The organism is Burkholderia lata, from assembly GCF_902499335.1.
GTDB classification, from domain to species: domain Bacteria; phylum Pseudomonadota; class Gammaproteobacteria; order Burkholderiales; family Burkholderiaceae; genus Burkholderia; species Burkholderia lata_B.
Window position 1 is genome coordinate 61,335 of record NZ_CABVQK010000008.1, and the last position, 17,632, is coordinate 78,966.

General features: G+C 69.1%; 15 protein-coding genes. 12 read left to right on the forward strand and 3 right to left on the reverse strand.

Annotated features, from left to right (window positions below; genetic code table 11):
- The first annotated feature begins 14 nt into the window (after nucleotides 1-14).
- The 8 genes from BCO18175_RS20480 to BCO18175_RS20515 all read left to right on the forward strand — a co-directional run bounded on the left by BCO18175_RS20480 (nucleotide 15) and on the right by BCO18175_RS20515 (nucleotide 8,131).
- Entirely contained in the window at nucleotides 15-1,100 is a 1,086-nt protein-coding gene (locus BCO18175_RS20480) for an LLM class flavin-dependent oxidoreductase (RefSeq protein ID WP_174983546.1), read from the forward strand.
- Between the two features lie 23 nt (nucleotides 1,101-1,123).
- A complete protein-coding gene (locus BCO18175_RS20485; RefSeq protein ID WP_174983548.1) occupies nucleotides 1,124-1,963 on the forward strand; it encodes a class II aldolase/adducin family protein in 840 nt (279 codons plus the stop codon).
- Between the two features lie 32 nt (nucleotides 1,964-1,995).
- The gene (locus tag BCO18175_RS20490; RefSeq protein WP_174983550.1) at nucleotides 1,996-3,030 is read left to right on the forward strand and encodes an ABC transporter substrate-binding protein; all 1,035 of its coding nucleotides are present in this window, start codon (nucleotides 1,996-1,998) and stop codon (nucleotides 3,028-3,030) included.
- A 4-nt stretch (nucleotides 3,031-3,034) separates the two neighbouring features.
- Complete coding sequence (locus tag BCO18175_RS20495; protein WP_174983552.1) at nucleotides 3,035-4,129, forward strand: ABC transporter permease; 1,095 nt, start codon at nucleotides 3,035-3,037, stop codon at nucleotides 4,127-4,129.
- Nucleotides 4,123-4,950 (forward strand): ABC transporter ATP-binding protein, encoded by an 828-nt coding sequence (locus BCO18175_RS20500; RefSeq protein ID WP_174983553.1) that lies wholly within the window; start codon nucleotides 4,123-4,125, stop codon nucleotides 4,948-4,950. Before BCO18175_RS20495 ends, BCO18175_RS20500 begins: the two co-directional genes overlap by 7 nt.
- A gap of 50 nt (nucleotides 4,951-5,000) precedes the next feature.
- Nucleotides 5,001-6,185, forward strand: coding sequence for a c-type cytochrome (locus tag BCO18175_RS20505; RefSeq protein WP_174983555.1), 1,185 nt, complete (start codon nucleotides 5,001-5,003; stop codon nucleotides 6,183-6,185).
- A 37-nt stretch (nucleotides 6,186-6,222) separates the two neighbouring features.
- The gene (locus tag BCO18175_RS20510) at nucleotides 6,223-7,176 is read left to right on the forward strand and encodes an ABC transporter substrate-binding protein (RefSeq protein ID WP_174972191.1); all 954 of its coding nucleotides are present in this window, start codon (nucleotides 6,223-6,225) and stop codon (nucleotides 7,174-7,176) included.
- An 88-nt stretch (nucleotides 7,177-7,264) separates the two neighbouring features.
- Nucleotides 7,265-8,131, forward strand: coding sequence for an MOSC domain-containing protein (locus BCO18175_RS20515; RefSeq protein ID WP_174983557.1), 867 nt, complete (start codon nucleotides 7,265-7,267; stop codon nucleotides 8,129-8,131).
- 90 nt (nucleotides 8,132-8,221) lie between these two features.
- Here BCO18175_RS20515 and BCO18175_RS20520 read toward each other — a convergent pair whose 3' ends face one another.
- From BCO18175_RS20520 to BCO18175_RS20530, 3 genes are all read right to left on the reverse strand, one after another.
- Nucleotides 8,222-9,643, reverse strand: a complete 1,422-nt coding sequence (locus BCO18175_RS20520; RefSeq protein ID WP_174983559.1) for a sensor histidine kinase — start codon at nucleotides 9,641-9,643, stop codon at nucleotides 8,222-8,224.
- 76 nt (nucleotides 9,644-9,719) lie between these two features.
- A complete protein-coding gene (locus BCO18175_RS20525; protein WP_069251438.1) occupies nucleotides 9,720-10,400 on the reverse strand; it encodes a response regulator in 681 nt (226 codons plus the stop codon).
- 125 nt (nucleotides 10,401-10,525) lie between these two features.
- A complete protein-coding gene (locus BCO18175_RS20530; RefSeq protein WP_174983561.1) occupies nucleotides 10,526-11,764 on the reverse strand; it encodes a multidrug effflux MFS transporter in 1,239 nt (412 codons plus the stop codon).
- A 102-nt stretch (nucleotides 11,765-11,866) separates the two neighbouring features.
- Here BCO18175_RS20530 and BCO18175_RS20535 point away from each other — a divergent pair, with 102 nt between their 5' ends.
- The 4 genes from BCO18175_RS20535 to BCO18175_RS20550 all read left to right on the forward strand — a co-directional run bounded on the left by BCO18175_RS20535 (nucleotide 11,867) and on the right by BCO18175_RS20550 (nucleotide 17,605).
- A complete protein-coding gene (locus BCO18175_RS20535; RefSeq protein ID WP_174983562.1) occupies nucleotides 11,867-13,354 on the forward strand; it encodes a PLP-dependent aminotransferase family protein in 1,488 nt (495 codons plus the stop codon).
- Nucleotides 13,355-13,571: 217 nt separating this feature from the next.
- Nucleotides 13,572-14,672: an ABC transporter substrate-binding protein gene (locus BCO18175_RS20540; protein ID WP_174983564.1), complete on the forward strand. Its 1,101-nt coding sequence runs from the start codon at nucleotides 13,572-13,574 to the stop codon at nucleotides 14,670-14,672.
- Nucleotides 14,673-14,772: 100 nt separating this feature from the next.
- Complete coding sequence (locus BCO18175_RS20545) at nucleotides 14,773-16,545, forward strand: ABC transporter permease (protein ID WP_174917233.1); 1,773 nt, start codon at nucleotides 14,773-14,775, stop codon at nucleotides 16,543-16,545.
- Nucleotides 16,538-17,605, forward strand: coding sequence for an ABC transporter ATP-binding protein (locus BCO18175_RS20550; protein WP_174972213.1), 1,068 nt, complete (start codon nucleotides 16,538-16,540; stop codon nucleotides 17,603-17,605). Before BCO18175_RS20545 ends, BCO18175_RS20550 begins: the two co-directional genes overlap by 8 nt.
- Nucleotides 17,606-17,632 lie beyond the last annotated feature (27 nt).

The window sequence follows — 17,632 nt, forward strand, 5'->3', positions numbered from 1 at the left end:
CACCGGAGACCCAGATGAGCGTCGAATTCATCGGCATGATCCAGAGCCAGAAGCAGTCGGAAATCCACCCGGCGTCCGGCCCTGTCGTCGATCCCGATTACGTGCGTGACTTCGCACGCGCCCACGAGACGGCCGGCTTCGACCGGATCCTCGTGCCGCACCACTCGACCGGCCCGTCGGCGACGCTGACGATCGCGTTCGCCGCGGCCGCGACCGAGCGCATCCACTTCATGCTCGCGCATCGCCCGGGCTTCACCGCGCCGACGCTCGCCGCGCGGCAGATCGCGACGCTCGACCAGTTCAGCCGCGGCCGGCTCGCCGTGCACTTCATCTCCGGCGGCTCGGACAGCGAACAGCAGCGCGACGGCGACTTCCTCGATCACGATGCGCGCTATGCGCGCACCGACGAATACCTCGGCATCCTGCGGCGGATCTGGACCGAAGCGCAGCCGTTCGATCACGACGGCGCGCACTACCGGTTCAAGCAGGGCTTTTCGGAAGTGAAGCCGTTTCAGCAACCGCATGTGCCGATCTATTTCGGTGGCGCATCGGAAGCCGCGCTCGAAGTGGCCGGCAAGCACGCGGACGTCTATGCGCTGTGGGGCGAATCGCTCGACCAGGTGCGCGACCTGACGACGCGCGTGCGCGCCGAAGCCGCGAAGCACGGCCGCCAGGTGCGCTTCTCCGTGTCGTTCCGCCCGATCCTCGCCGCGACCGAAGACGAAGCGTGGGCGCGCGCGCATCGCATCCTCGACGAAACACGCCGGCTGCGCGAAGCGGCCGGCCTCGGCGCCGGCGGGCCGCAGCAGAGCGAAGGCGCGCGCCGCCTGCTCGCCGCGGCCGATCGCGGCTCGCGCGTCGACAAGCGGCTGTGGACCGAGATCGCGAAGCTCACCGGCGCGCGCTCGAATTCGACGGCGCTCGTCGGCACGCCCGAACAGGTCGCCGATGCGCTGCTCGACTACTACGACCTCGGCGTGACCACGTTCCTGATCCGCGGCTTCGATCCGCTCGAAGACGCGATCGACTACGGCCGCGAACTGATTCCCCGCGTACGCAGTGCCGTCGCCGCACGCGACGCGGCACGCCGCGCGGCCTGAGCCCAACGGAGCCATACGCCATCATGTCCGCCGTCCTTTCCTCGCCCGTCCGTACCGCATCGGGCCTCGAACTCGCCGAAGCGCCGCGCCAGCATTTCTGGTTCGACGCGCCCGCGCCGCGCATCGACGTCGCCGCCGAGCGCCGTCACCGTCAGGAACGGCTCGCGGCCGCATTCCGTCTGTTCGCCCGCTTCGGCTTCGCGCAGGGGCTCGCCGGCCACATCACCGCACGCGACCCCGAACTGCCCGACCACTTCTGGGTGAATCCGCTCGGCGTGCATTTCTCGCAGATCAAGGTGTCCGACCTGCTGCTCGTCAATGCCCGCGGCGAAACCGCGATCGGCACGCGGCCGCTGAACAAGGCCGCGTTCGCGATCCATGCGGCGATCCACGAGGCGCATCCGCACATCGTCGCCGCCGCGCATACGCATTCGACGTACGGCAAGGCGTGGTCGACGCTCGGCCGCCCGCTCGATCCGCTCACGCAGGACGCGTGCGTGTTCTACGAAGATCACGCGCTGTTCGACGACTTCACGGGGATGGTCGTCGACACGAGCGAAGGCGCACGCATTGCGGATGCACTAGTGAAGCCGGACGACACCACGCACAAGGGCGTGATCCTGAAGAACCACGGGATCCTGACCGCCGGCCCGACGGTCGAGGCCGCCGCGTGGTGGTACATCGCGCTCGACAACGCCGCGCACACGCAGTTGCTGGCCGAGGCGGCCGGCACGCCGCAGCCGATCGATCACGCCACCGCGCGCCACACGCACGGCCAGATCGGCGGCCCCGAGGGTGCGCTGCATGCGTTCGACAGCCTGTTCGCGCGCGTCGTCGCCGACGAACCCGACCTGCTCGACTGAGCGCCTTTCCGCACGACCGGAGACCAGACCACATGACCCGAACCACCGCACCCGCGCCCGCCGGTACGCACGACGACAAACGCCGCAAGCTGCTGCGCGCCGCCGGCGCCGCCGCGCTCGCCGCACCCGCGATCACGCTGGGCCGCAAGGCCTGGTCCGCGCCGCCGCTGAAGAAGCTCACGTTCGCGTGGAACCAGAACGCGTTCTGCCTGACGCCGATCGTCGTCGCGCAGGAGCGCGGCTTCTTCGAGAAGAACGGCCTGAAGGTCGACCTGATCAACTACAGCGGGTCGACCGACCAGTTGCTCGAATCGATCGCGACCGGCAAGGCCGATGCGGCGGTCGGGATGATTCACCGCTGGTTGAAGCCGCTCGAAGCCGGCTTCGACGTGAAGATCATCGGCAGCTCGCATGGCGGCTGCGTGCGGCTTGTCGGCGCGAAGGCGGCCGGCGTGACGACGCTGCAGGCGCTGAAGGGCAAGACGGTCGGCGTCAGCGATCTGGCCGCGCCCGGCAAGCATTTCTTCTCGATCCTGCTCGCGAAGAACGGGATCGATCCCGAGCGCGACATCACATGGCGGCAGTATCCGGCCGACCTGCTCGGCGTGGCGGTCGACAAGGGCGAGATCCACGCGATCGCCGACGGCGACCCGAACCTCTATCTGCTCGAAAAGCGCAGCAACGGTGCATACACCGAACTGGCGACGAACCTGTCCGGCGAATACGCGCGCAAGGTGTGCTGCGTGATCGGCGCGCGCGGCGATCTCGTGCGCAACGACCGGCCGTCGGCCGCCGCGCTCGCGCGCTCGATCGTGCAGGCCACCGAGTTCACGCACGACAACCCGAACGAAGCCGCGAAGGTGTTCGCGAAGTATTCGCCGAAGATCAGCCCCGAGGACCTGCGCAAGCTCTACGCGACGCTCACCTACAACCACCACCCGACCAACGTCGACCTGCAGCAGGAAATCGCGTTCTATGCGGACGATTTCCGCCGCATCAGCGTGCTGAAGAAGAGCACCGACCCGCAGCGCTTCGCGCAGCAGGTCTATGCGAACGTGCTGGGGTGACGCGATGTCGACGATCGAACACGCTCCCTCCGCACGCACCGCGCCCGCCCCTTCCGGCGGCAGTGCTGCCGCATCCGCGACGCGTCCCGCCTGCACGGCGTGCGAAGCCACGCTGGCCGCCGAAGCGCGCCGCGCACGCACCTGGCCGACCGGCATCGCCGCCGCGCTCGCGTGGGCCGCGCTCGGCGCCCTCACGCAGCTGTGGCCGAACCGCGTCGTCGGCTTCACCGACTGGGCGTACACCGACGAATTCGCCGTCGGCGCGTGGACGATCGCCGCGTTGTTGCTCATCGCCGCGACGCTCGGCCATCTCGTCCCCGCGACGCGCACGCGGCTCGCGCGCGTGCGGCCGGCCGGCCCATGGCTAGTCGCGCTGCCACTCGTACTCGCCGCGTGGGAAATCGTCACCGCGAAAACCGGCTGGCTGCCGACGCCGTTCTTCGCGCCGCCGCAGGCGCTGATCGAGGTCTACATCGACGACTGGCCGCGCCTCGTCGGCAGCGCCGGCAACACGCTGAAGCTGCTCGCGCTCGGCTTTGCGTATGGCGTCGCGGTCGGTTTCGCGGTCGGCGTCTCGATCGGCTGGTCGCGCCGGATCGGCTACTGGGTGCATCCGGTGCTGCGCGTGCTCGGCCCCGTGCCGGCCACCGCGCTGCTGCCGCTCACGTTCTACTTCTTCCCGTCGAGCTATTCGGCTGCAGCGTTCCTGATCGCGCTCGCGACCGGCTTCCCGGTCGCGGTGCTCACGTGGTCGGGCGTCGCGAGCGTCAACAAGCAGTATTACGACGTCGCGCGCACGCTCGGTGCGAACGCACGCTTCCTCGTGCTCCGCGTCGCGATTCCGGCCGCGCTGCCGCACGTGTTCGTCGGCATCTTCATGGGGCTGAGCGCGTCGTTCACGGTGCTGGTCGTCGCCGAGATGATGGGCGTCAAGTCGGGGCTCGGCTGGTACCTGAGCTGGGCGCAGGGCTGGGCATCGTACGTGAACATGTATGCGGCGCTGATCGTGATGGCGCTGCTGTTTTCCGGGCTGATCGCGTTGCTGTTCGCGGTGCGCGATCGCGTGCTCGCCTGGCAGAAAGGAACCGTCAAATGGTGAGCGCCGCCGTACTCGAATCTTCCGTTGCATCGTCCGTTGCCGCTGCGCCCGCCGTCGCGGCGCCGCGCGGTGCGCGCATCGACATCCGCCGCGTGAGCCATGCGTTCGACGGCCCCGGCGGTGCGCTGCCGGTGCTCGACGACGTCACGCTGTCGGTCGCGGCCGGCGAATTCGTCGCACTGCTCGGCCCGAGCGGCTGCGGAAAGTCGACGCTGCTGCGCCTCGTCGCGGGCCTCGACGCCGCGCGCCAGGGCACGATCGCACAGGACGGCGTGCCGATCGAACAACCCGATCCGTCGCGCATCGTCGTGTTCCAGGACCCGACGCTGTACCCGTGGCGCCGCGTGCGCGCGAACGTCGCGCTCGGCCTCGAAGCGCGCGGCGTGGCGCGTGCATCGCAGCATCGTGTCGACGATGCGCTCGCGCGCGTCGGGCTGCAGGAATTCTCGAACGTGTTCCCGCATCAGTTGTCCGGCGGGATGGCGCAGCGGGTCGCACTGGCCCGCGCGCTCGTCAACGATCCGCGCCTGCTGATTCTCGACGAGCCGCTCGGCAAGCTCGATTCGCTCACGCGGCTCACGATGCAGGCCGAGCTCACCGCGCTGTGGCAACGCGACGGTTTCTCCGCGCTGCTCGTCACGCACGATGTCGAGGAAGCGCTGTTCCTCGCGCAGCGCGTGATCGTGTTCGGGCCGCGTCCCGCGCAAATCGTCGCCGAATTGCGCGTCGACCTGCCCTACCCGCGCCATCGCGGCGACCCGCGCCTCGCCGAGCTGCGTCACGACGCGTTGCGGCACCTCGGGCTCGACGCGAGCTGGTAGATGCGCGGTGCCGCTCGACGATGGGCCGCCGCGCGGCGGGAACATAGCCGATGAACGCGCCGACGTTCGCCGACTGGGCGCTCCTGTTTCTGCAAGGGCTGTACCGCGCGCAAATCGTGCTGGCGCGCGTGCTGCATGCGCTCGGGCTGACGGGCGACGCCGACGGTCAAGCCGCGTGGCCATGGGCCCATCGCGTCGCGCTCGAAACGCTGCGCATCGACGCGGGGCTCACGCGGCAACTCGCGTTCGCCGCCGCGGCGACGACGCTGGCCGTCGTGCTCGCGGGTATCGCGCTCGCTTCGCGCAAATGGCGAGTCGCTTCGGCGCTCGCTGCACTGGCCCTTGCATGGCTCGCGCCGTGGCCGCCGTCTTCGCTGTGGCTCTCGCCCGCCGTGCCGACGAGTTTCCAGCGCGATCCCGAGCCGTTTTCGGTAGCGAACGTGATGCGCGGCGCGCACCTGTATGCGCAACACTGCGCCGCATGCCACGGTGCGGACGGACGCGGCGAAGGGCCGCTCGCGGCCACACTCTCGCACTGGCCGCCGACCTTTGCCGGCGCGCTGCTCGCCCGACGTCTCGACGGCGAGCTGTTCTGGCGCGTGCGCCACGGCACGCGCGACGAACACGGCGCGGCGACGATGCCCGGCTTCGCCGCGACGCTCGGCCCCCAGGACACCTGGGCCGTGCTCGACTACCTGAAAGCGCTCAGCGCGGGCAGCGGCGCGCAGGCGGAAGGCGCGTGGCCCGTGCCCGTCCCGCTGCCGGCGCTCGACGTGCGCTGCGGCGCCGCCGCGCCCCAACCGCTCGATCGCTGGCGCGAAGGCCAGCGCGTGCGCATCGTCGCGCTCGCGCCGGGCGCGACGCCGCCGCCGGAAGACGCGCGCTGGCAAACCCTGCTCGTCACGGCACGCGGTGCGCCTTTGGTGCAGGCAACCAGCACTGCGCGAGCCAATTGCGTCGCATCGACGCCCGATGCATGGCTCGCGTTCGCGACGATCGCCGGGGTGGCGCCCGACGCGCTCGGCGGCACGCAGCTCCTCGCCGATCGCCGCGGCTGGCTGCGGGCGCGCGCGTTGCCGGGCAGCACCGGCTGGTCGGATGCCGACCTGCTGTGCCGCTCCGACGCCACCGCACGACCGGCCGTACCGGCAGCGACCGGCGATCCGCTGACCGCGCTGCTGCTGCGCGTCGATACGGAGCCCGTGCGCGATGTGCAGGCCGGGCTCCCGCACTGACTTCCCGAATCCCTCTTTCGACCGAACGAACTTCACGATGAATCCGACCCGACGCCATTTCCTCGCCCAAGCAAGCGCCCTCGCCACGATCGCCGCGGCCCCCGCGGCACTGCGTGCGCAATCGGGCACGCGGCCGCTGCTGCGCGCCGGCGACCAGAAAGGCGGTCTGCGTGCGCTGCTCGAAGCGGCCGGCGAACTGAACGGCCTTGCATACGACATCGCGTGGACCGAGTTCCCGGCCGCCGCGCCGCTCGCCGAAGCGCTGAACGCGGCCGCCGTCGACTGCGGGCCGATCGGCGACGCGCCGGTGATCTTCGCGCTCGCATCGGGTGCACGCATCAAGGTGATCGGCGCGAACCGCTCCGACCCGTACGGCACGGCCGTGCTCGTGCGGCCCGATGCGGCGCTGAAAGGCGCGGCCGACCTGAAGGGCAAGCGCATCGGCACCACGCGCGGCTCGATCGGCCACTTCGTCACGTTGAAGGCGCTCGACGCGGCCGGCCTGCCGCCCGATGCCGTCTCGCTCCGCTTCCTGCCGCCGGCCGACACGATGCTTGCGCTCGCAACCGGTTCGATCGACGCCTGGGCGACCTGGGAACCCTATACCGCGCTAGCCGAAACGAGCGGCCGCGCGCGCGTGCTCGTCAACGGCCGCGGGCTGTGGTCGGGCCTCAGCTACATCGCGGCGACCGATGCAGCGATCGCGTCGAAGCGCGACGTGCTGCACGATTTCCTGCGGCGCGTCGTGCGCGCGCAGACGTGGTCGTACCGGCATGTCGATGCATATTCCGCGGCGCTCGCGCGCATCATCGGTATTCCGCCGGCGGCCGCGAAACTGCAGTTCGAGCGCCGCAACACGCGCTGGCTGCCGATCGATGCGACGGTCATCGCCGAACAACAGCGCACGGCCGACTTCTACCTGAAGGCCGGACTGCTGCGCCAGCCGCTCGACGTGCGTACGACGTTCGACCCCGGCTTCCCGCTCGCATGACAGGCCACGCGACGGTACGCAGCCGTCCAAACGGCTGCGGCGCGATCTGGCACAATCGCTGTCTCGTCATCCGCCTTCAGCCAGCGTCATGCCAGCCATCGCCGAACTCTTCGTCTATCCGATCAAATCCTGTGCCGGCATCGCGCTGTCGCGCGCGCAACTGCTCGAAACGGGCCTGGCGTACGACCGCCACTGGCTGATCACCGACCCCGCCGGGCAGATGATCACGCAGCGCACGCACCCGCGCCTCGCGCTGATCCGCACCGCGCTCGACAGCGATGCGCTCGTGCTGAACGCGCCGGGCATGCGCGAGCTCCGCACGCCGCTCGACGGCGACGTATCGCCCGCCACGCCGAAAATGGCCGCGACCGTGTGGCGCGATACCGTCGACGCGATCGATACGGGCGCCGAAACGGCGGCATGGCTCACCGAATTCCTCGGCACGCCCACGAAGCTCGCGCGCTTCGGGCCCGATGCGCGCCGCGTCTGCAACCGCAAATGGACCGGCGAGATCGATACGCACACGCAGTTCGCGGACGGTTACCCGCTGCTCGTGATCGGCCAGTCGTCGCTCGACGACCTGAACGCGCGGCTCACCGCGAAAGGTGCGCCGGCGATCCCGATGAACCGCTTCCGCCCGAATATCGTCGTGTCGGATCTCGATGCGTACGAAGAGGATTTCGTCGAACATCTCGACACGGAAGGCGCGACGCCCGTGCGGCTGCGCCTCGTCAAGCTGTGTACGCGCTGCCCGATGCCGACGATCGACCAGGTCACCGGCGCGCCCGATCCTGCGTGGCCGCACGAGCCGACCGACACGATGCAGACCTATCGCGCGAACCCGAACTTCAACGGCGAGCTGACGTTCGGCATCAATGCGATCGTCGTGGAAGGCGCGGGCACGTGGCTCGAAGTCGGCCAGCCGCTGGAAGCGGAGATCGGGTTCGGCGATTGACGGCAGCGCACGGAACCGCTCACCCGATCACATCGTCTTCGCAGCCGGGAAGCCGCCGCATCCGGCCGCTTCCCGCCTCGCTACGCGCCATCACGCGGCGTGCAGCTCTGCGTCGATCGCCACCGGCAGCCACACCGTCACGACCAGCCCGCCGCCTGCCGCATCGCCCAGCGTCACGCTGCCCTGATGCACGCGCGCGATCTCGCGCACGATCGACAACCCGAGCCCCGTCCCTTCGACCGTCTGGGTCTTGCTGCCGCGATGAAAGCGCTCGAACACCGCGTCGCGCTCGTCCGCCGGAATGCCCGGCCCGTTGTCGATGACGTCGAGCCGCGCATGCTCGCCGTCGCGCGACACGCGCACCGTGATCACCGCACGGTCGCCCGCATAACGGATCGCATTGTCGATCAGGTTGCCGACCATCTCGCCGAGCAGGTCGGACTGCCCGTGCACGTCGATGTCGGCCTCGTGCTCGAAACCGAGATCGATGTCGCGCGCGCGCGCAACCGGCGACCAGTCGAGCGTCACGCTACGCGCGAGCCGGTGCAGCGCGACCGGCTTGTGCGCGACCGCATGGCCGCTGTCCGAATCGAGCCGCGACAGCGACAGCAGTTGCTGGACGATCTTCGCGGCCTGCCGCACCGCGCCGTTCGCACGCCGCAGGTGCCCGTTCGCGCGCGGCTGCTCGTCGGGCCGCAGCGCGAGCTCGACGCCCGCCTGCACGGCCGCGAGCGGCGTCTTCAGTTGGTGGGCCGCGTCCGCGAAGAAGCGGCGCCGCGCGACCTGCATCCGCTGCGTGCGGCCGATGTACTGGTTGATCGACTCGACGAGCGGCGCGAGTTCGCTCGGCACCGTGCCGGTATCGAGCGGCGTCGTATCGTCCTCGCTGCGCGCGGCGACCGTCGCCGACAGCCGGTTCAGCGGCCGCAGCCCGCGCCCGACGCCCAGCCACACGATACCGAGCGCCAGCACGACGAGCAGCCCCTCCTGCAGCAGCGACCCAACCAGGATTTCGCGTGCGAGCGCCTGGCGCGCCTCGATCGTCTCGCCGACCATCACCCACACGATGCGCGACTGCGCGGTCGGCACGTCGTGCACCGGAATGCGCAGCGCGGCCATCCGCAACTGCTCGCCGCGATAAACGACGTCGTAGTAGCGCGTGACGAACAGCGCGCCGTCGCCCGCGTCGCGCCCTTGCGGCAGCGGCAGGTCCGGGTAGCCGGTGATCGTGTGGCCGTTGTCCTCGCGGATCAGGTAGTAGATCTTGCCGCCGTCGCTCGACTCGAGCATTTCGAGCGCGAGATACGGCAGGTCGACCTCGATCTCGCCGTCATTGAGCCGCACGCCTTCGCGGATCGACTTCAGCGACGACGACAGCGTGCGGTCGAACGCGACGTGCGCGGCGCTCATCGCGCGCTGGTACGTGAGCCACGAGTCGAGCGCGAGCAGGCCGAGCAGCGGCAGCAACAGCCACAGCGCGACCTGGGCGCGCAGGTTCGGGCGGGTCACCATGCCGCCCGGCGGGCCGTCCCGCGAAAGGGATGCGTCCCCCCGCTCAGCAGCGAACAACAATAAGCGCGGTGGCGGCTCATTCCGCCGTCTCCGCCTTCGCTTCCAGCAGATAACCGAGCCCGCGCAGCGTGACGATCGCGACACCCGTGTTCTCGAGCTTCTTGCGCAGCCGGTACACGTAGATCTCGATCGCATCGGCGTTCACCGACTCGTCGAGCCCGAAGATCTTTTCCGACAGCGTTTCCTTGTTGATCGCACGCCCGTTGCGCAGGATCAGCACCTCGAGCACCGAGCGTTCGCGCGGTGTGAGCGACAGCGGCTCGCCCGCGAGATGGAAGCTGCGGTCGATACTGTCGTACGAAAGCGGCCCGCACTCGACCCGCGAATGCTCGTGGCCGAGGCTGCGGCGGATCAGTGCGCGAGCGCGCGCCTCCAGTTCGGTCAGTTCGAACGGCTTCGCGAGATAGTCGTCGGCGCCGAGATCGAGCCCCTTCACGCGATCCTCGACCGAACCGTGCGCGGTCAGGATCAGCACCGGCACCGGATTGCGCCGCGCGCGCAACCGCCGCAGCACTTCCAGCCCGTCGAGCTTCGGCAGCCCGAGATCGAGGATCACCAGCGCGTAATCCTGCGTGCGCAGCACGTGGTCGGCCGCCTCCCCGTCCGCCATGTGATCGACCGCGAAGCGCGCCGCGCTCAGCGCGTCGTTCAGCGACTGGGCGAGGTTCGGATTGTCTTCGACGAGCAGCACACGCATGGGGATTCCGGTAAGGTCAGCGACAGGCCGCTACATTACATGATCCTTTCCATCGCGACGCCTCGCGGAAACACGGGTTGCGCCGACGGCGCGGGCGCGCGTCGGCCGGCCCGGCCGAGCGTCGCTCAGCGTTCGGCGGCGGGCCGGTTCCGCGTCGCGAAGCGCGCACCGTCACCGGTGCGCCGCCGCTCGCGCAGGCCGACCGCCACCGCCAGGAACGCCACGCTCGCGCCGACCGTGACGACGATCATCGGTCGCGCGGTGCCGTCCGACAGCCACGCCAGCACGCCGCCGCACGCGGCCGTGATCGCCATCTGGATAAAGAAGAACAGCCCGGACGCCGTCCCCGCGATCGTCGTGTACGGCTGCATCACCGCGAACTGGCAGGCCGGGATCGCGATCCCGACGGCAATCATCACGAAGAACATCGGGACGACGAGCGCCGCCACCGCCGTCGGCGCGATCGCACCGCCGATCCACAACACGGCGGCGCTGGCCAGATTGATGCCCGCCGCCGCCGCGATGACCGAATCGGCCTTCCAGCGGGTGCCGGTCCGCGCGAACACGTTCGAGCCGATCAGGTAGCCGAGCACGGTCAGGCCGAAGATCGCCGCATACACGGGGCCGGATACGCCGCGTTGCCGCTGGAACAGCGTCGACGATTCCGCGATGAACGGGTAGTACGTGCAGTACGCGAAACTGATGGCGAGCGAGTAGCGCAGAAAACTGCGCTCGCGCAGCAGGCCCGCGTACGTCCGCAGGAGCCCCTTGCCCGGCGCCGGCCGCGCGTCGCGTTCGCGGGTCTCCGGCAGGTAGCGCAGCACCATCGCCGTCGCGATGAGCCCGCCCGCCGCCAGCAATCCGAACACGCCGCGCCATCCGAGCCACTCGGCCACCGCGCTGCCGGCCAGCGGCGCAATCACCGGCGACAGCGCCATCCCGGCCGAGATGCGCCCCAGCATCGTGGCCTGCATCACGGTCGGGAAGCGCTCGCGCACGATCACCCGCCCGATCACCGTTCCGCAGCAGCCGCCCAGTGCCTGGAAGATGCGCGCGGCGACGATCGCGGTGACGCTGGTCGACCACGCACAGGCAACACTCGCGACCACGTAGAGGCACAGGCCGCCGAGCAGGACGGGACGGCGGCCGTAACGGTCGGACAACGGCCCCGACACCAGCATCGACAGCGCATAGCCGACCATGTAGAGGGTCAGCGTGAGCTGCAACTGGGCGTCGGTGCCGTGCAGCGCGTCCGCCATCGCCGGCAGCGACGGCAGGTACGCGTCGATCGTGACCCGCGGCAGGCACACGACGAGCATCAACAGGAACAGCCAGCCCCACTGGGGTAATGAACGCGTTTTCATGCGGTGAGCCCGTCTCCGGTCGGATTGATGTGGTCGACAGCAATCTAAGGTCAAAGTGATATAAGCTGAAGGGCCATTAAATCCGCCAATGACTGGACCACTATGTCGCGAGGCAAAGCCGCGATTCCGCTTGATCTGCCTTGCCCTGCCGGGTTGTCCACGGGCAGTCCGCAGTCGAAGCAGGAGTGCATCGCCGACGCGCTGCGCGACGCGATCCTAAAGCGCCTGCTTCCCGGTGACAGCCCGCTGCCGTCCAGCCGCACGCTCGCCGCACGCTGGGGCGTCGCACGGGGGACCGTCGAAGCGGCATACGACCGGCTGGGCTCCGAGGGCTACATCGCCCGCACGCAAGGGTCGGGGTCGCGGGTATGCGCGGTGGTGCCGGACAGCTATCTGCGCGCGGCCGCCCAGTCGCGCGACAACGGCCTTCCCCCTTCCGACGTGCGCCCCACGCCGGCGCGCACAACCGACGCGGCTGTGCCGGAACAAGGCGTGCGTCCGGGCGTCCCGTTCGTCGCGCGGCTCGCCGATCCCGGCCTGCTGCCGATGCAGCAATGGAAGAAGGCGCTCGGGGCCAGCCTGCTCGCCGCGACGGCGAACGACCTCGGGGCGACGCCGGCGCAAGGCGTCGAGGGCCTGCGCGACGAAATCGCCGCGTACCTGCGGGAATACCGCGGCATCCCGTGCGACGCCGGCGACATCTTCATCACGACCGGCATCCGCCACTCGATCGATCTCGTCGCGCGCTCGCTGCTCGCGCCCGGCTCGACGGTGCTGATGGAGGATCCCGGCTATGCGTCGGCGTGGCAGATTTTCACGATCGCGGGCGCGACTGTGATCGACGTGCCGGTCGATCGGGAAGGCATCGACACGGCGTCGCTGGGCCTGCACCCCGATGCGCGCGCGGCCTACGTGACGCCCGCCCATCAGGCGCCGCTCGGCGTCACGATGTCGGTGTCGCGCCGGCTCGAACTGCTCGACTGGGCGCAGCGCAACCGCGCGTGGATCATCGAAGACGACTACGACGGCGAATTCAGCTACCAGACCGCCCCGCTGCCCGCGCTGAAATCGCTCGACGCATGCGATCGCGTGATCTACTGCGGCTCGTTCAACAAGACGCTGTTCTCGGGGCTGCGCATCGGCTTCATGGTCGTGCCGGCGGAACTGCGGCCGGCGCTGTCGGCCGTTTGGCATGCGACCGCGCGCTCGGTCGGCGCAGCGCCTCAGCTGGCGCTGGCCCGCTTCATCGCGCACGGCGATTTTGCGAAGCACCTGCGCGCCGCGCGTCACGCGTACCGCCAGCGGCGCGACATCGTGCTCGACCAGTTGGCGAAGCACGCCGGCGGGCAATACACGGTGTCCGGCGAACACGCGGGCTTTCATTTCGTGCTGTGGCTGCCGCCCGGGATGGACGACGCGACGTATGTCGCGCAAGCCCATGCGGCCGGCGTCGAACTGCAGCCGATCCGCGGATTCTGTCGAAGCGCCCGGTGCGAAGCGGGCGTCGTCGTCGGGTATTCCGCATTGACGGCCGCGCACGCGCGGCATGGCGGCCGGCTGCTCGGCAAGCTGCTCGCGCACCCCGCATAGCCGCCCCTGTCATCGTTGCCGCGCCCCGCGGCAACCCGCCTCCCTCCCTTGCCTGACCGTGCCGCGCGACGCGAAACGCGCGGCCGCCGCCGCTGCGACCTCGGGAAATCCATGACACAAAGGACGCGATTGCTTACCTAAATGAAAGCAGGCTGAAAGTGCGCCGCAATTAACATCCGCTCCACTCGAACAACACTAGACGTTACTGGAGGAAGACATGCCGTTTGCACCGAAGCACCTCGCCGCCGCGCTGGCGGTCGTTCTGGGCACTGCCGCCGGCAGCGCCGCCGCGCAGGTTCCGGCCGGGTATCCGGGGAGCTACCAGGGCGTGATCGACGCCGCGAAGAAGGAAGGCAAGCTGATCGTCTACTCGACGACCGACACGGGCCTCGTGCGCCCGCTGATCAAGGACTTCGAAAGCCTGTACGGCGTGAAGGTCGAGTACAACGACATGAACAGCACCGAGCTGTATAACCGCTACATCAGCGAGAACGCGGCGAGCAGCACCAGCGCCGACGTGCTGTGGAGCTCGGCGATGGACCTGCAGGTCAAGCTCGTCAACGACGGACTGATGGCGTCCTACGATTCGCCCGAAAGCCCGAACGTGCCGCAATGGGCGCAGTACCAGAAGCAGGCGTACGGCACGACGTTCGAACCGCTCGCGATCGTCTACAACAAGCGCCTGATCCCCGAGAACGAAGCGCCGACCACGCGCGCCGACCTGATCAAGCTGCTCACCACGCAGGCCGACAAGTTCAAGGGCAAGGTCACGACCTACGACATCGAGAAATCAGGCGTCGGCTTCAACTACCTGACGCAGGATGCGCACGTGAACGAGAAGGTCACGTGGGAGCTCGTGAAGGCGATGGGCGCGACCGGCCCGAAGCTGCAATCGAGCACGGGCGCGATGATGGAGCGCATTTCGTCGGGCGAAAACCTGATCGGCTACAACATCATCGGTTCGTATGCGTACGCGAAGGCGAAGAAGGACAAGTCGATCGGCTACGTGTTTCCGAAGGACTACACGCAGGTCGTGAGCCGCCTCGCCACGGTGTCGAAGAAGGCGAAGAACCCGAACGCCGCGAAGCTGTGGGTCGACTACCTGCTGTCCAAGCGCGGCCAGACACTGATCGCGAACCAGGCGAACCTTTACGCGATCCGCGCGGACGTGACCGGCGAAACGTCGGCCGCGAGCCTCACGAAGGAACTCGACGATTCGCTGAAGCCGATCCAGATCGGCACCGGCCTGCTCGTCTATCTCGACCAGTCGAAGCGCCTCGCTTTCCTGAAGCAATGGCAGCAGGCGATCAAGCGCTGATCCGCTGACTGACCGCCGCCCGCCGCACACGGCGCGGGCGGCCCCTTCCCCTTACCGACTTCCTTGAGGCGGCCATCCGGATGGCCGCAGGGGCGAACTCATGCTTTCAACCAGCACACGCGGAACGGCACCGGCCGTTCCGCCCACCACCGGCCCGCGCGACGCGATTCCCGCGCTGCCGGTCAACAGCCTGCAACCGCTCGCCGGCATGCTGCGCTGGATCGTCGTCGCGGTGCTGACCATCGCGGTCGCGCTGCCGCTCGGCTTCATCCTGTTCCAGAGCCTGCTGTCCGCGCCGTTCTTCGATGCGAACAAGACGCTCGGCATCGAAGGCTTCCGCTTCATCTTCAGCGATCCCGACTTCTGGTCGGCCGTGAAGAACTCGTTCATCATCGCCGGCGGGATGCTGTTCATCTCGATCCCGCTCGGCGGCATCCTTGCGTTCCTGATGGTGCGCACCGACCTGCCCGGCCGCCGCTGGCTCGAACCGCTGCTGCTCACGCCCGTGTTCGTGTCGCCGATGGTGCTCGCATTCGGCTACGTGGTCGCGGCCGGCCCGGTCGGCTTCTACTCGGTGTGGTTCAAGGAACTGTTCGGGGTGCAAAGCGTGCCCTGGAACGTGTACTCGATCTTCGCGATCACGGTGATCGTCGGCCTCACGCACGTACCGCACGTGTACCTGTATTCGTCGGCCGCGCTGCGCAACCTCGGCTCGGACGTCGAGGAAGCCGCCCGCGTGACGGGCGCCCGCCCGTTCCGCGTCGCGCTCGACGTCAGCCTGCCGATGACGATGCCCGCGCTGCTGTTCGCCGGCGTGCTCGTGTTCTTCCTCGGCTTCGAGGTGTTCGGGCTGCCGCTCGTGCTCGGCGATCCGGAAGGCCACCTCGTGCTCGCGACCTACCTGTACAAGCTGACCAACAAGCTCGGCGTGCCGTCGTATCACCTGATGGCCGCGGTCGCGGTGTGCATCGTCGCGATCACGTTCCCGCTCGTGCTGCTGCAGCGCCGCCTGCTGAAGACCGCGAACCGCTTCGTCACCGTGAAGGGCAAGGCCGGCCGCGCGACGGTGCTGCCGCTCGGCGTATGGCGCTGGGTCGCGCTCGCGATCGTCGCGCTGTGGCTGATGTTGACCGTGATCGTGCCGATCTCGGGCATCGTGCTGCGCGCGTTCGTGACCAACTGGGGCGAAGGCGTCGCGCTCGCCGAGGTGCTGACGCTGTCGAACTTCATCGAACTGTTCGAGCAGGACAACCTGGTGCGCGCGATCGTCAACACGCTCGGCATCGGCGTGATCGGCGGCGCGCTCGCGATCGGCTTCTACTCGCTCGTCGCGTTCGCCGGCCACCGCCGCCCCGACTGGGCAACCAAGCTGCTCGACTACCTCGTGCTGCTGCCGCGCGCGGTGCCCGGCCTGCTCGCCGGCCTCGCGTTCCTGTGGATCTTCCTGTTCGTCCCCGGCCTGCGCGAGCTGAAGAACTCGATGTGGAGCATCTGGATCGCGTACACGGTCGTGTGGCTCGCGTACGGGATGCGGCTCATCCAGAGCGCGCTGCTGCAGGTCGGCCCCGAACTCGAGGAAGCCGGCCGCAGCGTCGGCGCGACGCGCAGCCGCGTGTCGCTCGACGTGACGCTGCCGCTTGTGCGCTTCGGCCTGCTCGCCGCGTGGCTGCTGATCTTCATGATCTTCGAGCGCGAATATTCGACGGCCGTCTACCTGCTGTCCCCCGGCACCGAAGTGATCGGCGCGCTGCTCGTGTCGCTGTGGGCGACCGGCGCCGTCGACCAGGTCGCCGCGCTTTCTGTCATCAACATTGCGATGGTCGGCGCCGGTCTCGGCGTGGCCCTGCGCTTCGGAGTGAAACTTCATGGATAAGCTCATCGTCGACGACCTGCACCTCAGCTACGGCGCCAATCCGATCCTCAAGGGCGTGTCGTTCGAACTGAAGGCCGGCGAAGTCGTGTGCCTGCTCGGCGCGTCGGGTAGCGGCAAGACCACGCTGCTGCGCGCGGTGGCCGGCCTCGAACAGCCGTCCGACGGCCGCATCCAGCTCGACGACCGCGTGTTCTTCGACGGCGCGCAGCGCGTCGACCTGCCCGTCGAGCAGCGCTCGCTCGGCCTCGTGTTCCAGTCGTACGCGCTGTGGCCACATCGCACCGTCGCCGACAACGTCGGTTACGGACTGAAGCTGCGCCGCGTCGCGCCGGCCGAACAGAAGCGCCGCGTGCAGGCCGCGCTCGACCAGCTCGGCCTCGGCCATCTCGCGGAACGCTTTCCGCATCAACTGTCGGGCGGCCAGCAGCAGCGCGTCGCGATTGCGCGCGCGCTCGTCTACAACCCGCCGGTCATCCTGCTCGACGAACCGCTGTCGAACCTCGACGCCAAGCTGCGCGAGGAAGCGCGTGCGTGGCTGCGCGAGCTGATCGTGTCGCTCGGTCTGTCGGCCCTGTGCGTAACGCACGACCAGACCGAGGCAATGGCGATGTCCGACCGCATCCTGCTGCTGCGCAACGGCCGCATCGAGCAGGAAGGCACGCCGGCCGAGCTGTACGGCGCGCCGCGCTCGCTGTACACGGCCGAGTTCATGGGCAGCAACAACCGGATCGACGCGCGCGTCGCGGCCGTCGACGGCGAACGCGTGACGCTCGCGGGCGACGGCTGGGAACTGCAGGCCGTGGCCCGCGACACGTTCGCGCCGGGCCAGGACGCGCAGGCCGTGATCCGCCTCGAGCGCGTGCAGGTCGCCGACGGCCCGGGCGCGAACCGGCTGCAGGCCGACCTCGTCACGTCGATGTATCTCGGCGACCGCTGGGAATACCTGTTCCATTGCGGCGAGATGCGCCTGCGCGCATTCGGCCACGTGCCGCGCGCAGCGGGCAAGCACTGGATCGAATTCCCGACCAACGACTGCTGGGCGTTCGCGAAAGCGGGCTGACCTGCGCGGCGGGCGCCACGCCCGCCA

Coding starts and splice junctions, on each gene's coding strand:
- BCO18175_RS20550 (WP_174972213.1), top strand. CDS start 16,538: ATGGATAAGCTCATCGTCGACGACCTGCACCTCAGCTACGGCGCCAAT.
- BCO18175_RS20485 (WP_174983548.1), top strand. CDS start 1,124: ATGTCCGCCGTCCTTTCCTCGCCCGTCCGTACCGCATCGGGCCTCGAA.
- BCO18175_RS20505 (WP_174983555.1), top strand. CDS start 5,001: ATGAACGCGCCGACGTTCGCCGACTGGGCGCTCCTGTTTCTGCAAGGG.
- BCO18175_RS20510 (WP_174972191.1), top strand. CDS start 6,223: ATGAATCCGACCCGACGCCATTTCCTCGCCCAAGCAAGCGCCCTCGCC.
- BCO18175_RS20535 (WP_174983562.1), top strand. CDS start 11,867: ATGTCGCGAGGCAAAGCCGCGATTCCGCTTGATCTGCCTTGCCCTGCC.
- BCO18175_RS20490 (WP_174983550.1), top strand. CDS start 1,996: ATGACCCGAACCACCGCACCCGCGCCCGCCGGTACGCACGACGACAAA.
- BCO18175_RS20500 (WP_174983553.1), top strand. CDS start 4,123: ATGGTGAGCGCCGCCGTACTCGAATCTTCCGTTGCATCGTCCGTTGCC.
- BCO18175_RS20495 (WP_174983552.1), top strand. CDS start 3,035: ATGTCGACGATCGAACACGCTCCCTCCGCACGCACCGCGCCCGCCCCT.
- BCO18175_RS20525 (WP_069251438.1), bottom strand. CDS start 10,400: ATGCGTGTGCTGCTCGTCGAAGACAATCCGAACCTCGCCCAGTCGCTG.
- BCO18175_RS20540 (WP_174983564.1), top strand. CDS start 13,572: ATGCCGTTTGCACCGAAGCACCTCGCCGCCGCGCTGGCGGTCGTTCTG.
- BCO18175_RS20545 (WP_174917233.1), top strand. CDS start 14,773: ATGCTTTCAACCAGCACACGCGGAACGGCACCGGCCGTTCCGCCCACC.
- BCO18175_RS20515 (WP_174983557.1), top strand. CDS start 7,265: ATGCCAGCCATCGCCGAACTCTTCGTCTATCCGATCAAATCCTGTGCC.
- BCO18175_RS20480 (WP_174983546.1), top strand. CDS start 15: ATGAGCGTCGAATTCATCGGCATGATCCAGAGCCAGAAGCAGTCGGAA.
- BCO18175_RS20520 (WP_174983559.1), bottom strand. CDS start 9,643: ATGGTGACCCGCCCGAACCTGCGCGCCCAGGTCGCGCTGTGGCTGTTG.
- BCO18175_RS20530 (WP_174983561.1), bottom strand. CDS start 11,764: ATGAAAACGCGTTCATTACCCCAGTGGGGCTGGCTGTTCCTGTTGATG.